This is a genomic window from Nonomuraea sp. NPDC050643 (assembly GCF_040654715.1).
Classification (GTDB): domain Bacteria; phylum Actinomycetota; class Actinomycetes; order Streptosporangiales; family Streptosporangiaceae; genus Nonomuraea.
This window is the reverse complement of the sequence record NZ_JBFAIM010000060.1, coordinates 20266-34234: the sequence shown is the minus strand read 5'-3', so window position 1 is coordinate 34234 and position 13969 is coordinate 20266. Positions and strand designations below refer to the sequence as shown.

Genomic DNA, 13969 nt, shown 5'->3' with positions numbered 1-13969 from the left:
TCTGCGATGACCAGGTGGAACAAGGGCCGGCCGGCTCAGCGGACCTCGACCTCGGTCCAGTCGAGTCCGTCGAGGTTCACGACGATCGCCTCCTGAGTCGTGCGGGCGATGACGACGACGGCCTCAGTCTCCGGGTCGGGGTTCTCCTCGCGGTGCGGGACGAACGGCGGCACGAAGATGTAGTCGCCGGGGCTGGTCTGGACCCGGACCTCGACCGGCTCGTCGCCCTCCACGTCCAGGAAGACGAAGGCAGGGTGCCCGGACACGACGTAGATCGCGGTCTCGGACGCCCCGTGGTGGTGGTTGCCCGACGTCGTCGACGCGGCGACATGGGCGCCGGCGGGCACCAGGACGCCGCTGCGCGTGCGAACGAAGTCTCCGCCGGCTGCGTCGGACGGCTGAACAGGCATCAGGCTCCTCTGGCGAGTACGAAGTCGTGCGGTGGCGTCTCGATCAGGACCGGGGCGGTCAGCAGGCGGCGGAGCGCGTCCGACACCCGCTCGGAGACCGTGGGCGCGACACCCCGGCGGGTCCACAGCGCCAGCGGCAGAGGCTTCGGCAGGTCGTCGCGGGCCACGAGGCCCTCCGGGGTCTGTCCGAGGGTCGCCAGCAGCGCCACGCCCGCACCGGCGCCGACGGCGGCCTGCACGCCGGCCAACTGGTTGGCCTCCGCGGCGATGGCGACCGGGATCGAGTGGTGCGACAGGGTCCCGAGGGCACGATCGCGAAGCGCGCAGGGAGTGTCGAACGCGACGACCGGAAGCGGCTCGCCCTGTCTCGGCGGCGTCCATCCGGGAGCGGAGTACCAGGCGAGGTCCAGGTCGCCGACCGGCGTGGCGCGCGGGTCGTCGGCAGGGCCGAGGAGCAGGGCCAGATCGATGCGTCCGGTCGCGAAGCTCTCGCGAAGTTTGATCCCGCGGTCGATCCTGAACCTGACCCAGTAGCGGGGCACCGACCGGTCGAGGACGCTCGCCAGATACGGCAGCAACTGGGCTGCCGCATGCTCGGTCGAGCCGATGACGATCGTCCCCTGGGCCTCGTCGTCAAAGCTCTGCAGCACCTCGTCGTGGAGCGCCAGGATGCCGCGCGCCAGGCTCAGCAGCTTCTCGCCGTCGGCGGTGAACCGGGAACCGCGCCCGCGACGCTCCACCAGCGGGCGGCCGATCGCGGACTCCAGCCGGCGGACGTGCTGGCTCACCGCCCCCTGGCTGAGGTGCAGGGCGTCGGCGGCGCGCTGGAAGCCGCCGGCGTCGGCGACAGCGACGAAGCTGCGCAACGGGGCGATGTCCAGCGTACGGTTCATGTCCCCAGTATACCTATTATACCTACCGGATGTAAGGGGATTTATCACGTGACGTGATCGACCGTGATCAGAAAGCGTCGTTGGACAGTCCGGCGGGCAAGACCGCAGGCTGATGGACGTGAACCAGCCAGCCCCCTCCTGATCCCGCGTGTCCGGCATCAGCCCACTGACACATCGAGTTCACCGTTCCGGACGGCTCACTCCACACTTTTGAGAGGTTCGCACATTGTCGATCCAGATCCTGGGGATGGTTTCGACCACCTACGGCTCGGAAAGCGCCGGTTGGCGGGGGCCGGTCGTCGACCCCGGCTACCTTGCCGACTTCGCCCGCGCTCACGAGGAGGCCGGTTTCGACCGCGCGCTCGTCGCTCACAGCGCCAGCTCGCCCGAAGGCTTCGCCGCAGCCGCCCACGTGCTCTACAACACCGAGCGGCTGGGCGTCCTCATCGCCCAGCGGCCCGGATTCATCCAGCCCACCTTGACCGCGCGGAAGCTGGCGACGCTGGACAACCTCACCGGCGCGGGCCGCGTCGCGATCCACCACATCACCGGCGGCAGCGACACCGACCAGCGGCGCGACGGAGACTTCGAGAGCAAGGACGCACGCTACCGGCGCACCGCCGAGTTCATCGACGTGCTGCGGCGCACTCTCACCTCGGACGAGCCCTTCGACCACGAGGGGGAGTTCTATCGCTTCGAGGGCGCGTTCAGCTCGGTCAAGCCTCATGGGCCGGTGCCGATCTTCTTCGGCGGGCAGTCCGACGACGCGATCCGAGTGGGCGGCCGTTGGGCCGATGTCTACGCCCTGTGGGGTGAGCCCTTGGCGCAGACGCGCGAACGCATCGAACTGATCCGCGCCGAGGCCGCGCGGCACGGGCGCCAGATCGACTTCTCCCTCTCCGTACGCCCGATCGTGGGCGAAACGGAGGACGCCGCCTGGGAGAAGGCCGACGGAATCCGCCGCGCCTTCGAGAACGACCTCGCGCAGGGCCGTAACCGGAAGTGGCCGGCCGGGCGCGGCGACAACACGGCGGTCGGCGCGAAGCGGCTGAAGGAGGAGGCGAACGAGAAGCTGGTGCACGACGACCGCGGCGCTCGGGGGCGACGTGCCCGTCGTACAAGGGGCCCTGCTCGTGACGATCGGCATCGTGCTGATCTCGTCCGCGCTCGTCAACGTGCTGCTGGTCAAGCTGCGCCGCGACAGGGGGCTCACCTTCATCGTCGTCTCCCACGACCTGGCCGTGATCTCGCAGATGTGCGACACGGTCCACGTGTTCCGCGACGGCGGCATCGTCGAGGCGGGCCCCACCCGGCGGGTCCTGCGCGAGCCGCGCCATCCGTACACGATCGAGCTGATCGAGAACCACGAGCGCTTCGGGATCGACCGGGTGCGCGAACAGAGGAGCCGGCCATGACCGCGATGCTCGACGTCTCCGGGCTGCACGTCGCGCTCGGCCACGGCCGCAAGCGCACGGAGATCCTGCACGGCGTCGACCTCACGGTGGCACCCGGTGAGATCGTCGGGCTGATCGGCGAGACCGGCTCGGGGAAGACCACGCTCGCCCGGGCCGTGCTCGGCCTGGTGCAGGCACGGAGCGGCACCGTCGCGGTCGACGGTCGCGAAATCAGCGGGCTGCGCGGCGGCGCGTTGCGGGCGTTCCGCCGTGGCGGCGCCGTGCAGTACGTCTTCCAGGACCCGCTGCGCAGTCTCGACCCCGAACGCACGGTGTTCGACACGCTGGTCGAGGGCCTCGCCGTGCGCGGCGGGCACGATCGCGCCGAGCTGCGGGACGCCGCGCGGGGCGTGGCGCGGCTCGTCGCCCTGCCGCTCGACCTGCTGCCCAAGCACCCCGGCGAGCTCTCCGGCGGCCAGCGGCAGCGAGTGGCGATCGCGCGCGCGATCGCGGTCGGCCCGCGTCTGCTGATCTGCGACGAGCCGGTCAGCGCTCTCGATGCCTCGACGCGCATCACGATCCTCGAACTCCTGTTGCGGCTGCGCGAATCTCGCGACATCGGCGTACTGCTGATCACCCACGACCTCGGCTCCCTCGGCGGCGTGGCGGACCGCGTCGTCGTGCTCTACCACGGGCGGGTGGTGGAGTCCGGCACCACGGAGCAGATCTTCCTGGCCCCACGGCACCCCTATACCCGCCTGCTCGTGACGTCCGTGCCGTCGATTCGGGACGAGGAGCCGCCGGACCCCGAGCTGCGGCGGGCCCTGCGCGACGAGGTGCGCGGCCTCGCCGCCACTTCCGCCCCGGCAGCCACCCGACCCTGACAGAAGGCCCGAGCTCCGGCGGCGAAATCCCGCCGGCCCCCTCTCAGATCACTGGAGCATGACATGACGCAGAGCACCGACCACCACGCCCCTGACGGGCTGCGGACCAGAGGCACGGTCATCGTCGTGCCGGGCCGCGGAGAGACACGCGCGACCTACGCGCGCTTCGGCTCACGGCTCGCCTATGACGCCTACCGGGTGCGGGTCGTGGACCTGCCGGCCGCTGACCCGGCCGCCGTCGCGCCCTTCCTGGACACCCTGACCCAGCGGTTGTCGGAGGCCATCGACGGCATCGCGGCCGAGACACCGGACGGGCCGCCGCGCCCGTTGGTGCTGGTGGGCTCCGACCTGGGCGCCGCCGGGATCGCCGCCCTGCTCGCCGGCGCCCACTCGGGCGCGACCTGGTGGCCGCAGGCGGCCGTGCTCGCCGGCCTGCCCGGCAATGGCTCGCGCGCCGGCGGTGGGTGGGAGGACGAGCTCGACGTGCGTACCCACTGTCCGACGCACCGCGGCGTCCTGACCGGCGACGCGTCCGTGGAGCGCGGCGCACTGGCCGGTGCCGTGCCCCAGGACCTGCTGGACGCGGCGTACGAGAGCGCCGCCGCGATTCCGCACCTGCTGCTGGTCGGGGACGCCGATCCGCTGGCGGACCGTGACGCGCTCGCGCGGGCGGCCAAGACGCTGCCGAAGGCGCGGCTCACCGTCGTGCGCGGGGCCCACCACGACGTGCTCAACGACCTGCCGCACCGCTCGGTCGCCGCCGAGGTCGTCACGTTCCTGGAAGCACTGCGCACCGAACTGGTTCCGGCAGTCGCCGTGGAGGCAAGCGCCTGGTGATCGCGTGCGAATGTGGCCGCGCCGCCCGAAGGCGGGAGCGACCGGCCGTTCGCGGTCTTGACGGCGCAGGGGCGACCCGGCATCTTTCTTTTAAGAAGCTTTCCTAAAAGTGCACTGCCCACCCGCTGGAGGACAGCGAATGCGCACGAGAAAGCCTGCGGCCCTGGCCGCCACAGCCCTCCTCACCGTCGCCCTCGTCGGCACCGCCTCGCCCGCTCACGCCTACCCCACCGACTGCTCCACCGGCCGGGACGGTACCAAGACCGTCTGGGTCCACTGCGCCGGCGGCACCGGACGGTACGCCGTGAGCATCTACGTCATCCACCCCAACCCCACGGTCGGCTCCTGGCCCGAGTACGGCCCCTGCGTATCCCCCGGGCAGCGCTCGGAGTACACCCCGTACCACAACATCCCCTTCCTCGGGCCGGGGATCGCCTACTGCTGACACCGGGCACTGCGACAGGCCCGTGACATGCCGCCGGCCATCCGCCGGACGTACGTTCCCACGCCCGGCGCGGGCGGCGCGCGGGGCAGGGACGCGTGAATGGAGGCACTTTCCAGGAAGCTCGCAGTCCCGGGCGGTTCGCTGCTCGGGACGACGTCTTCGAGCACCTGGCCGCCCGCGCCGGCCCTTCGCCTGAAAGCAGCCGAAGGTACGGTCGCGCCAGTCACGAACCCTGCTTTCGACCCATGCCGCCCCAGGCCCGGGTCCGCAGGATGAGTCCCTATGCCACGCGAAGAATTCCCCCCAGCACCACAAGCCCGGTACCGGCCCGGCCACACCGCCGGCCCGGGGGAGTCGCGCTCAGCCGCCCGCCCCCGCCTCGCCGCGCTCGATGTCATCCGCGGGTTCGCCCTGTGCGGAATCCTGCTGGCCAACGTCAAACCGATCGCCCACATGAACGACGCCGGATCGGCCGCGCAGCCCGTCGTGACGGCGAGCCGGCCCGGCTCCTGGCTGGACCTGGGGTTGTTCGTCGACCAGCGCTTCTTTCCCATCTTCTCCCTGCTGTTCGGCATCGGGTTCTCGCTGCTGCTGCACTCCGCCGGACGCCGCACCGCCCGCCCGCGACTGCTCCTGCTGCGCCGGCTGCTGGTGCTGCTCGCCCTCGGCCTGGCGCACATGTTCCTGCTGTGGCAGGGCGACATCCTGACCATCTACGCCGTCGTCGGCCTGGTGGTGCTGCTGCCGTCGACGTGGCTGCCGCGCTGGGCCGTGGCGGGGCTCGCCGCGGTCCTCGTCGTGGTGCCACCGATCCTCGGCAGCAACGGCGTGCCGCTGGTGCCCGGCCTGTTCCTGCTGGGCTCGGCCCTGACCCGGTACGGCGTGATCGACCGGATCGAGCACTCCACCCGCGTCCCGGCCGTACTGGGCGTGATCTTCGCGGTGTGCGCGGTGCCCGTGGTGGGGCTGCAGATCAACTCCGGGGCCGTCGGATCCGGCAGGTTCACCACCTGGTTCGCCCTCGCCGGGCTGCTGATGGCGGGCGCCTACGTGTGCGCCTACGTGTGCGCCATGCTGCTCCTCCTCAAAACGCCGCTCCGGCCGGTGCTCCAGGGGATCTTCGCACCGCTGGGCCGGATGGCCCTGACCAACTACCTGTCCGCCACGGTCCTCGTCCTGGTGGGCACCCGGCTCATCGCCGGCTCGCCCGACGGCTGGTCATCGGCGACGGTGCTCCTTATCGCCGGGGCCATCCTCGTCCCCCAGTGGCTGGTGTCCACGCTCTGGCTGCGCCGCTACCGTCAAGGACCCCTGGAATGGCTCTGGCGCTGGGCCACCTGGGCCGGCCGTCCGCCCCTGCGCCGCACCCCTTAGGCCGGATGCCGCGAACCGGCCGACCCAGTACGCGGTGCGGTCCAGGTACGCGGTCTGGGCCGAGGCGCCCGTGCGCCCGTAGGCACCCTCGTAGCTCTGGTAGCCCGTCCGCGCGACCGCCGGCTCGATCACACTGCCTTCGTGCCATTCGTTGAAGGACGTGATGGACACCCAGGTGGGCCCGCTCTGCAGGGCGTTGGACCACTCCCTGTCATAGGTGGCTCCGTTGTCGCGGGTGAGGGTGGGCGTGGTGTTGCCGGGCACCGCGCGGTCGTCGAGGTAGCCGGGGCCCACGGACGGGGCCCACACCAGCCCGTGCTGACGCGCGTAGTCGGCGGCCTGCTGCCAGCCGGGCGCGGTGGCGCCGGCGATCGCGTCGTAGGTGTACATGCCGTTGAAGTTCGCGATCTTCGTGGTGTCGGTGGTCTGGGCCAGGATGACGTTGCTCTGGTTCACCTGGCTCAGAGCCGCCCAGTCGGTGATGCGCAGGCTCTCGAAAACGTAGAACGCGTTGCTGAAGGCCGGGTGGGACCCGTACGTCTGGTTGATGTAGCGGATGTCGTCCACCGTGGAGGAGGCGGTGCGGCCGGAGTACGGCTCCAGGTGCCAGGCCACCTTGAGCCCCTCCCTCGCCGCCGCGTCCATGACCCCCCTGGCGAGGCCGTCCTCGTAGCTGCCGCGGCCCCACCAGCTCAACACCAGCACCCCGACGGCCGCCTGCCTGATCCACTTCATGTGCTGGGCCACCGCGCCGGCGAAGTCGCCGGAGTCGTACGCGCCCAGCGCGGGGTAGAAGTCCGCGCCGATGTCGTCGGGCGGGGTGTGCCCGCCCTGCGGCCAGTGCCGCCAGCCGCCGTTGACCTGCGGCGAGCCGTACCAGGGGTAGTAGAAGAGGTGCACCTTGTCCGACAGCGCCGGGCCGCCGGCGGTCGAGCTCTCCAGGGTGAGGGTGTCGATGTCGAAGAGGTTGCCGCTGCCGCCGGTGAAGACCAGGAAGAGTGGTCCGGTGGCGGAGCCGGTCAGGGTGGTGGAGACGTTCTGGAAGTTCTCCCAGCCGCCGGTGGACGGTACGGGCACCGAGCCGAGCAGGGTGCCGGTGGCCGAGCCCGAGCGGACCTGGATCGTGCCGCCCGATCCGCCCGAGGAGACGCGGGCGCCGAACCGGGTGGCGCCCGCGGTGCTGACCTGGGAGTAGCCCGCCCAGTCGCCGTTGTCGACGTAGCCGAGCGTCCTGCCGCCGCTGGCCGGGGTGTGGGTCGCGACCTGTACTCCCGAGCCGGAGGTGTAGGACTCGCCCTCGACGGTGACGGCGCCGCCGCCCGACTCCTTGATCCGGATGTTGCGGAAGGCGGCCTGGTCGGAGTCACCGTGGTTCTGGATGCCGACGTGGCCCTGGCGCAGCGAGCGCCGCGGGTCGGTGTTGGTGAAGTCGTTGATCTTCACGCCGTTCAGGAGGACCTGCAGGCGCTCGCCCTCGACCAGCAGCTCGTAGGTGTTCCACGCGCCGGGCGGGTTCAGCGCCGCGTCGCGGGCGGCCTGGTCGGCTGCCTTGAAGCCGTAGATCGACCCGGTCGTGCGGTCGGGGGTGTCGGTCGCGTCGATCTGCACCTCGTAGCCGTTGTCGATGGCCGACTGCGGATCGGAGGAGGCCGGGAAGCCGACGAAGACCCCGGAGTTGCTGTCGCCGGTCAGCCTCCAGTCCAGCTTCAGCGAGTAGGAGCCGAGCTCCTTGGCGCTGTACCACAGCAGGCCCATCCCGCCCTGCGAGCTCAGGGTGGCGTCGGCGTTGGCGAAACCGCCCGGGCCGGCCTGTGACCAGCCGCCGGTGGAGCCGTTGTACAGCGTGGTGTAGCCGGTCTCCGGCCGGCAGTCCGCCTTGGCGACCCCGGCCGCGTACCTGATGCCGCCGAGGAGCTCGCCACGGAAGGCGGGGTCGGCGTACGACTCGATGGTGTGGCCGAGGCCGGTGTAGAACGCCCGCCCCTGGCCCTGCGGGTGGCACCACGTGATGGGGTGGTCGCCCATGTCGCCGCCGCTGTAGCTGCTTTCGTCGAGAGTCTGCAGCACGCGTACCGAAGGGCGGGGGTTGGTGCGGTAGTTGTACCACTCGTCGGTACGCGTCCAGGCCGGGCCGAGGTGGGCGGTCGCGGGGTGCGCGCGGTTCTCGGTGCGCACGGTGGCCTGCTGGATGGCGGGATGGCTCTTGAAATAGGCGCCGGCCAGCTTCTCGTAGTACGGCCAGCCGTATTCGGTGTCGGCCGCCGCGTGGACGCCCACGTATCCGCCGCCCGCGTCGACGTAGGACTGGAAGGCCGCCTGCTGGGTGTCGTCCAGCACGTCGCCGGTGGTGTTGAGGAAGACGACGGCCTTGTAGCGGGCCAGATTGGCGCCGGTGAAGGCGCCGCCGTCCTCGGTGGCGGTCACGGTGAAGTTGTTCGCCGCGCCGAGATCGCGGACGGCCTGGACGCCGGCCGGGATCGAGTCGTGGCGGAACCCGGCGGTCTTGGAGAAGACCAGCACCTGGTAGGCCGGGTCCACGGGAGCGGCGGTCAGGCTCGCCGCCACGAGCGCGAGGCTCAGAATCCTGTGCAGCATCGCCTTCCCCCTACCTGGTGATCGTCAAGGTGTCGATGTCGAAGAGGTTGCCGCTGCCGCCGGTGAAGACCAGGAAGAGTGGTCCGGTGGCGGAGCCGGTCAGGGTGGTGGAGACGTTCTGGAAGTTCTCCCAGCCGCCGGTGGACGGTACGGGCACCGAGCCGAGCAGGGTGCCGGTGGCCGAGCCCGAGCGGACCTGGATCGTGCCGCCCGATCCGCCCGAGGAGACGCGGGCGCCGAACCGGGTGGCGCCCGCGGTGCTGACCTGGGAGTAGCCCGCCCAGTCGCCGTTGTCGACGTAGCCGAGCGTCCTGCCGCCGCTGGCCGGCGCGTGGGCCGCGACCTGCACGCCGGAGCCGGAGGTGTAGGACTCGCCCTCAGCAGTGGTGCTCGGCGCCGATCCGGTGGCGAAGGTGAAGGCGTCCACGTCGAACAGGTTGCCCTGGCCCGACACGCCCTTGAAGACCAGGAACAGCTTCGTCGTGCCGCCGGGGGCGTCGCTCAGATCGGCGGAGACGTCGGTGAAGGTGTCCCAGCCTCCGGTGTTGGCCACGGTGAGCGTGCCGAGCAGCGTGCCGGTCGAAGAGCCGGAACGCACCTCGACCGTGCCGCCGGGGCCGCCGGAGGAGACCCGGGCGGTGATCCTGGTGGCTCCGGCCAGCACGTAGGGCTCGAAGGAGATCCAGTCGCCGTTGTCGGTGAAGCCGACGGTCGCCCCGCCCTCGGCGCCGCCGTGGTTGGCGACCTGGATGCCCTGCTGAGCGCCGAAGTGCTCGGCCTGGCGGTGCACCGGCTGCAGCGTACGCAGGCTGTGGCCGGTCAGGCCGCCCCTGTCGGTGTACTCGGCGTCGAAGACGCCGTAGAGGTTGGCCGCCGCGTCGTGCTCGCCGTCGGCCGGGATGGTGATCGATCCCTCACAGCCGTTCTTCGAGGTGATCGCATGGGTGTGGCTGTCATGACCCACCAGGTACGTCACCTTGACGCCGGCGCAGTCCACCGTGCCGTCCTCGGGGTCGGCGACGGTGACCCTGAAGGGCACGGCCTGACCGTAGGAGAAGAGCCGTCCCTCGGCCGGGGTGGTCAGCGTCACGACGGGCGCGGTGTTGCCGACCGTGATCACCAGGCTGGCGGTCGCGGTCAGGCCCTGCGGGTCACGTACGGTCAGGGTCGGCCGGAAGGTGCCGTTGGCGCTGTAGGTGTGGGTCGGGCCGGCCTGCGTGGAGGTGGCGCCGTCGCCGAAGTCCCACGCGTAGGTGAGCGCCCCGCCTTCGGGGTCGGAGCTGCCGGCCGAGGAGAAGACCACGCTCAGCGGCGCCTGGCCGGAGGTCCTGTCGGCGACGGCCTTGGCGACGGGGTTGCGGTTGGCGTTCCCGAGGTACTCGATCCGGTAGAGCGCCTGGTTGCCACCGCCCGTGCCGTAGTCCAGCACGTAGAGGGCGCCGTCGGGACCGAACTCCGAGTCGATGATCTGCGTGCCGTCCCATGGGAGGTCCTCGATCACGCCGGGCGTGCCGTCGCCCTTGACCTCGATCGCCTTGATCCACTGGCGGCCGAACTCCGCGGCGAAGTAGCGGCCGTCGAGCGACTGCGGGAACTTGACCGACGACGTCGAGCCGGCGTCGTAACGGTAGACGTCGCCGCCCATGGGCGACTCGGAACCGCCGCCGAACTCGGGCGGCGAGCCGGCGTCACCGTACTTGATCCAGCTCGGTTTGGCGGGTGGCAGCGTGGCCAGGCCGGTGTTGCGGAAGGAGTTGTTCGCCGGGCCGCCCGCGCAGCCGTACTTGGCTCCCGAGGGGCCGCTGGGGAAGGTGTACTCGTTGTAGGTCTCGGCGGCGGTGTTGGTGCCGGTGCAGTACGGCCAGCCGTAGTTGCCCGGTGCGGTGACGCGGTCGAACTCCACCTGGCCGCCCGGGCCGCGGCCGGCGTCGGCGGTGCCCGCGTCGGGGCCGTAGTCGCCCAGGTAGACCGTGCCCGTCTGCTGGTCGACCGACATGCGGAAGGGGTTGCGGAAGCCCATGGCGTAGATCTCGGGCCGGGTCCCGGCCGTGCCGGGCGGGAAGAGGTTGCCCGCCGGGATCGTGTAGGTGCCGTTCGCCTGCGGCTTGATGCGCAGCAGCTTGCCGCGCAGGTCGTTGGTGTTGCCCGAGGAGCGCTGGGCGTCGAACTGCGGGTTGCGGTCGGTGCGCTCGTCGAGCGGTGAGAAGCCGCTGGACTCGAAGGGGTTGGTGTCGTCGCCGGTGGTGAGATAGAGGTTGCCGGCGGCGTCGAAGTCGATGTCGCCGCCCACGTGGCAGCACTGGCCGCGGTCGTTGGGCACCTCGAGCACGACCTTCTCGCCGGCCAGGTCGAGGGTGTTGTCGGCCTTGAGGGTGAAGCGCGACAGGGCCAGGTGGCCCTTCCAGGGCGCGAAGTCGGCCTCGGTGCCGGTCACGGGCGCGTCTCCGGCCGGGGTGCTCAGCTTGGGCGAGTAGTACAGGTAGACGAAGCGGTTCGTGGCGAAGCCGGGATCGATGGCGATGCCCTGCAGCCCCTCCTCGTCGTGGGTGTAGACATCGAGCCTGCCCGCCACCTTGGTCGCGCCGGAGGCGTCGGTGTGACGGACCGTGCCGTCACGGGCGGTGTGGAGCACCGACCTGTCGGGCAGGACCGCGAGAGACATGGGCTCGCCCAGCTCGGCCGGTCCGAGGGCGAGCTGCACCTGCTGATAGTCGCCGGGTGGGATGTCCATGGCCACCACGCTGGTGAGCACCAGCGACGCCGCGACGAGGAGCTTGGACCACGCAGACATGGGGTTCCTTTCCTGACCGGGGGGACGTCAGGGAGGTCGGAGGCACCTGCTCACATTGCGCTTGACGTTTTGTGAAGACTTACCGCGCTGTAATGCGCCTGTCAAGAAGCGCAACGTTCAGTGGATGAACGGTGACTCACGACGAAAATCCGCAACTTTTCAACTTGTTTGCGTAATTATGCTTCATGCAAAACTTACAGTCGCTAGACTCATCTTGACATCGGCCCGGCTGCGCGCCATGCTGCGGATCACAAATCGATTTGCACGGGTGGTGAGCACGATGTGACCACGTCGGCCTTCCAGATCCAGGAGGGCCACGTCCACCCCGAGGCGGTCCTGGAGACGTTCCCCGGCACGATCAACCCGAGCCGGGGCTACCTCCACCCGCAGTACGCGCTGGCTGGGGCGTCGACCTGGACGAGAGACAGGCCGCGAGGCATCCGCCGGTCACCCACCAGCACGAGCGGTGGGCCGCCCGGGTACGCAGGCCCGACGGAGGGCTGGAGGCGCCCTGACACAAAGTTCAGCGACAGAAAGGATTGTGCCGATGTAATATCTCCGCATGCCGACCCAGCAGCCCTCTGCCAGGCGTGAGCGCAAGAAGGCCGAGACCCGGCGCGCCATCGCCGACGCGGCCCTGCGCCTGTTCGCCCTGCGCGGGTTCGAGTCGGTGACGGTCAGCGAGGTCGCCGAGGCGGCGGACGTGTCGGCCAAGACCGTGTTCAACTACTTCCCCGTCAAGGAGCAGCTCTTCTTCGAGCACGAGCCGCTCCTGGCGGGCGACCCGGCCGAGATCGTGCGGCAGCGCGCGCCGGGAGGGCGGGTGCCGGCCGCGCTGGGCCGGCTCCTGCGTGCCGATCCGGCCGGTGACCTGGCGCTCTTCGGCCGGATCTATCGCGGGAGCGAGACCCTGCGCGCCTACGGCCGTGAGCTGTTCGCGGCGCGTGAGCACGCGCTGGCCGAGGTGCTCGCGGAGGAGACGGGCGGCCTGCGGCCGCGGATCCTGGCGGCCTCCGCGCTCGCGCCCCTGCGGCAGGTGTGGGAGTCGATCCTGCTGGAGGCCGCCGAGCGGGTGCCCCCCGGCGAGGCCGTCGCGCGGGGTGTGCGCACGCTGGAGGAGGCGTACGCCGTGCTGGGCGGCGCGTTCGAGAGCTTCCTGCACCGCCAGGCCCCGGCGCCGCACCTCGCCCCGCCGATCCCCGACGAGCAGCCGCGCGCGCACCGTGGCGAGCGGCCGAGCATCAGGCGGGTCGCCGACCTCGCGGGGGTGAGCGCGACGACCGTGTCCCACACGCTCAACGGCCGCCGCCCCGTGGCCGAGGAGACGCGGCGGCGCGTGCTGCGGGCCATCGAGGAGCTCGGTTACCGGCCCAACGCCCTGGCCCGCGGCCTGCGCACCAGCCGCAGCCAGACCATCGGGCTGATCATCCCCGACATCACCAACCCGTTCTACCCGGCGCTGGCCCGCGGCCTGCAGGACGTGCTCGGCCCGGCGGGCTACGACCAGATCATCAGCAACACCGACGGCGTCCGGCGCACCGAGCAGGCCGCGATCGAGCACATGATCGCCCGGCAGGTCGACGGCCTGGCCTTCGCCGTCTTCCACACCTACGCCGAAGACCTGCTGCCGGCCATCGAGTCCGGCATCCCGGTGGTCCGGCTGGGCGGCAGGCTGGTCCAGCGCGGGGTGGACCTGGTGCACAGCGACGACGAGGGCGGCGCCGCCGAGGCCACCCGCCATCTGCTCGGCTGCGGCTACCGCAGGATCGCCTTCGTGTGCGGCCCGGCCGCCGAGGGTCCGGCCGCCGAGCGCGTGGCCGGCTACCGCGCGGCGCTCACCGACGCCGGCGTGCCGCCTGACCAGGCCCTCGTGGCGCACACCCACTTCAGCCGCGCGGGCGGCGCGGAGGGCGTGGCCCGGCTGCTGGAGCTCGCCGAGCCGCCCGACGCCGTCCTGTGCGCGAACGACGTCATGGCGATCGGGGCCCTGGACGTGGCGGCGCAGCGGCGCCTGCGCGTCCCCGAAGACCTGGCCGTGATGGGCTTCGACGACATCGACGCCGCCGGCATGGTCTCGCCCGGCCTGACCACCATGGCCAACCCGGCACGCGAGATCGGCCGGGCCACGGCCGTGCGGCTGCTCGAACGGCTGCGCGGCGCCATCGACGAGCCGTCCACCGAGCTGGTCGTCCCGGCGCGCCTCGTACGCCGTGAATCCGCCTGAGGGCTGAGGCCGGGCTCTTGACAGCGCCTTTGTCGCGTGTGGATTTCGGGGAATCTTAACGATTTGCGCGCGCATGCCGATCCCTCTGAGCCTCCTTCACCCCGAAAGGACGCTGTGATCGC

General features: G+C 71.1%; 9 protein-coding genes and 2 pseudogenes. 7 read left to right on the top strand and 4 right to left on the bottom strand.

Features of this window, described 5'->3' with window-relative positions; all coding sequences use genetic code 11:
* Window positions 1-35: 35 nt before the first annotated feature.
* Both AB0I15_RS49910 and AB0I15_RS49905 read right to left on the bottom strand, forming a co-directional pair.
* Window positions 36-410, bottom strand: coding sequence for a cupin domain-containing protein (locus AB0I15_RS49910; RefSeq protein ID WP_358113380.1), 375 nt, complete (start codon window positions 408-410; stop codon window positions 36-38).
* Entirely contained in the window at window positions 410-1303 is an 894-nt protein-coding gene (locus AB0I15_RS49905; protein ID WP_358113378.1) for a LysR family transcriptional regulator, read from the bottom strand. Before AB0I15_RS49905 ends, AB0I15_RS49910 begins: the two co-directional genes overlap by 1 nt.
* 247 nt (window positions 1304-1550) lie before the next feature.
* On the opposite strand from AB0I15_RS49905, the pseudogene AB0I15_RS49900 reads away from it, so the two are divergent.
* From AB0I15_RS49900 to AB0I15_RS49875, 6 genes and pseudogenes are all read left to right on the top strand, one after another.
* Window positions 1551-2330 (top strand): annotated as a pseudogene (locus AB0I15_RS49900) (LLM class flavin-dependent oxidoreductase); the annotation flags it as partial.
* A gap of 106 nt (window positions 2331-2436) precedes the next feature.
* Window positions 2437-2718, top strand: a complete 282-nt coding sequence (locus AB0I15_RS49895) for a hypothetical protein (RefSeq protein WP_358113488.1) — start codon at window positions 2437-2439, stop codon at window positions 2716-2718.
* A complete protein-coding gene (locus tag AB0I15_RS49890; protein ID WP_358113484.1) occupies window positions 2715-3581 on the top strand; it encodes an ABC transporter ATP-binding protein in 867 nt (288 codons plus the stop codon). The genes AB0I15_RS49895 and AB0I15_RS49890 overlap by 4 nt, the downstream gene beginning before the upstream one ends.
* 63 nt (window positions 3582-3644) lie before the next feature.
* A complete protein-coding gene (locus AB0I15_RS49885; RefSeq protein WP_358113376.1) occupies window positions 3645-4418 on the top strand; it encodes an alpha/beta hydrolase in 774 nt (257 codons plus the stop codon).
* A gap of 139 nt (window positions 4419-4557) precedes the next feature.
* Complete coding sequence (locus tag AB0I15_RS49880) at window positions 4558-4863, top strand: hypothetical protein (RefSeq protein ID WP_358113374.1); 306 nt, start codon at window positions 4558-4560, stop codon at window positions 4861-4863.
* A 282-nt stretch (window positions 4864-5145) separates the two neighbouring features.
* On the top strand, window positions 5146-6237 hold the full coding sequence (locus tag AB0I15_RS49875) for a DUF418 domain-containing protein (RefSeq protein WP_358113372.1): 1092 nt from the start codon (window positions 5146-5148) through the stop codon (window positions 6235-6237).
* Window positions 6238-6258: 21 nt separating this feature from the next.
* Here the strand turns inward: AB0I15_RS49875 and AB0I15_RS49870 are convergent.
* Together AB0I15_RS49870 and AB0I15_RS49865 are read right to left on the bottom strand one after the other, a co-directional pair.
* Window positions 6259-8832 (bottom strand): annotated as a pseudogene (locus tag AB0I15_RS49870) (ThuA domain-containing protein); the annotation flags it as partial.
* A 10-nt stretch (window positions 8833-8842) separates the two neighbouring features.
* A complete protein-coding gene (locus AB0I15_RS49865) occupies window positions 8843-11623 on the bottom strand; it encodes a carbohydrate-binding protein (RefSeq protein ID WP_358113370.1) in 2781 nt (926 codons plus the stop codon).
* Window positions 11624-12185: 562 nt separating this feature from the next.
* On the opposite strand from AB0I15_RS49865, the gene AB0I15_RS49860 reads away from it, so the two are divergent.
* Entirely contained in the window at window positions 12186-13847 is a 1662-nt protein-coding gene (locus tag AB0I15_RS49860; RefSeq protein ID WP_358113368.1) for a substrate-binding domain-containing protein, read from the top strand.
* Window positions 13848-13969: the final 122 nt, after the last annotated feature.

Bases quoted from the DNA above. Each gene is read 5' to 3' on its own strand.
- AB0I15_RS49910 (WP_358113380.1), bottom strand. From the start codon at position 410: ATGCCTGTTCAGCCGTCCGACGCAGCCGGCGGAGACTTCGTTCGCACG.
- AB0I15_RS49860 (WP_358113368.1), top strand. From the start codon at position 12,186: ATGCCGACCCAGCAGCCCTCTGCCAGGCGTGAGCGCAAGAAGGCCGAG.
- AB0I15_RS49885 (WP_358113376.1), top strand. From the start codon at position 3,645: ATGACGCAGAGCACCGACCACCACGCCCCTGACGGGCTGCGGACCAGA.
- AB0I15_RS49890 (WP_358113484.1), top strand. From the start codon at position 2,715: ATGACCGCGATGCTCGACGTCTCCGGGCTGCACGTCGCGCTCGGCCAC.
- AB0I15_RS49880 (WP_358113374.1), top strand. From the start codon at position 4,558: ATGCGCACGAGAAAGCCTGCGGCCCTGGCCGCCACAGCCCTCCTCACC.
- AB0I15_RS49865 (WP_358113370.1), bottom strand. From the start codon at position 11,623: ATGTCTGCGTGGTCCAAGCTCCTCGTCGCGGCGTCGCTGGTGCTCACC.
- AB0I15_RS49875 (WP_358113372.1), top strand. From the start codon at position 5,146: ATGCCACGCGAAGAATTCCCCCCAGCACCACAAGCCCGGTACCGGCCC.
- AB0I15_RS49905 (WP_358113378.1), bottom strand. From the start codon at position 1,303: ATGAACCGTACGCTGGACATCGCCCCGTTGCGCAGCTTCGTCGCTGTC.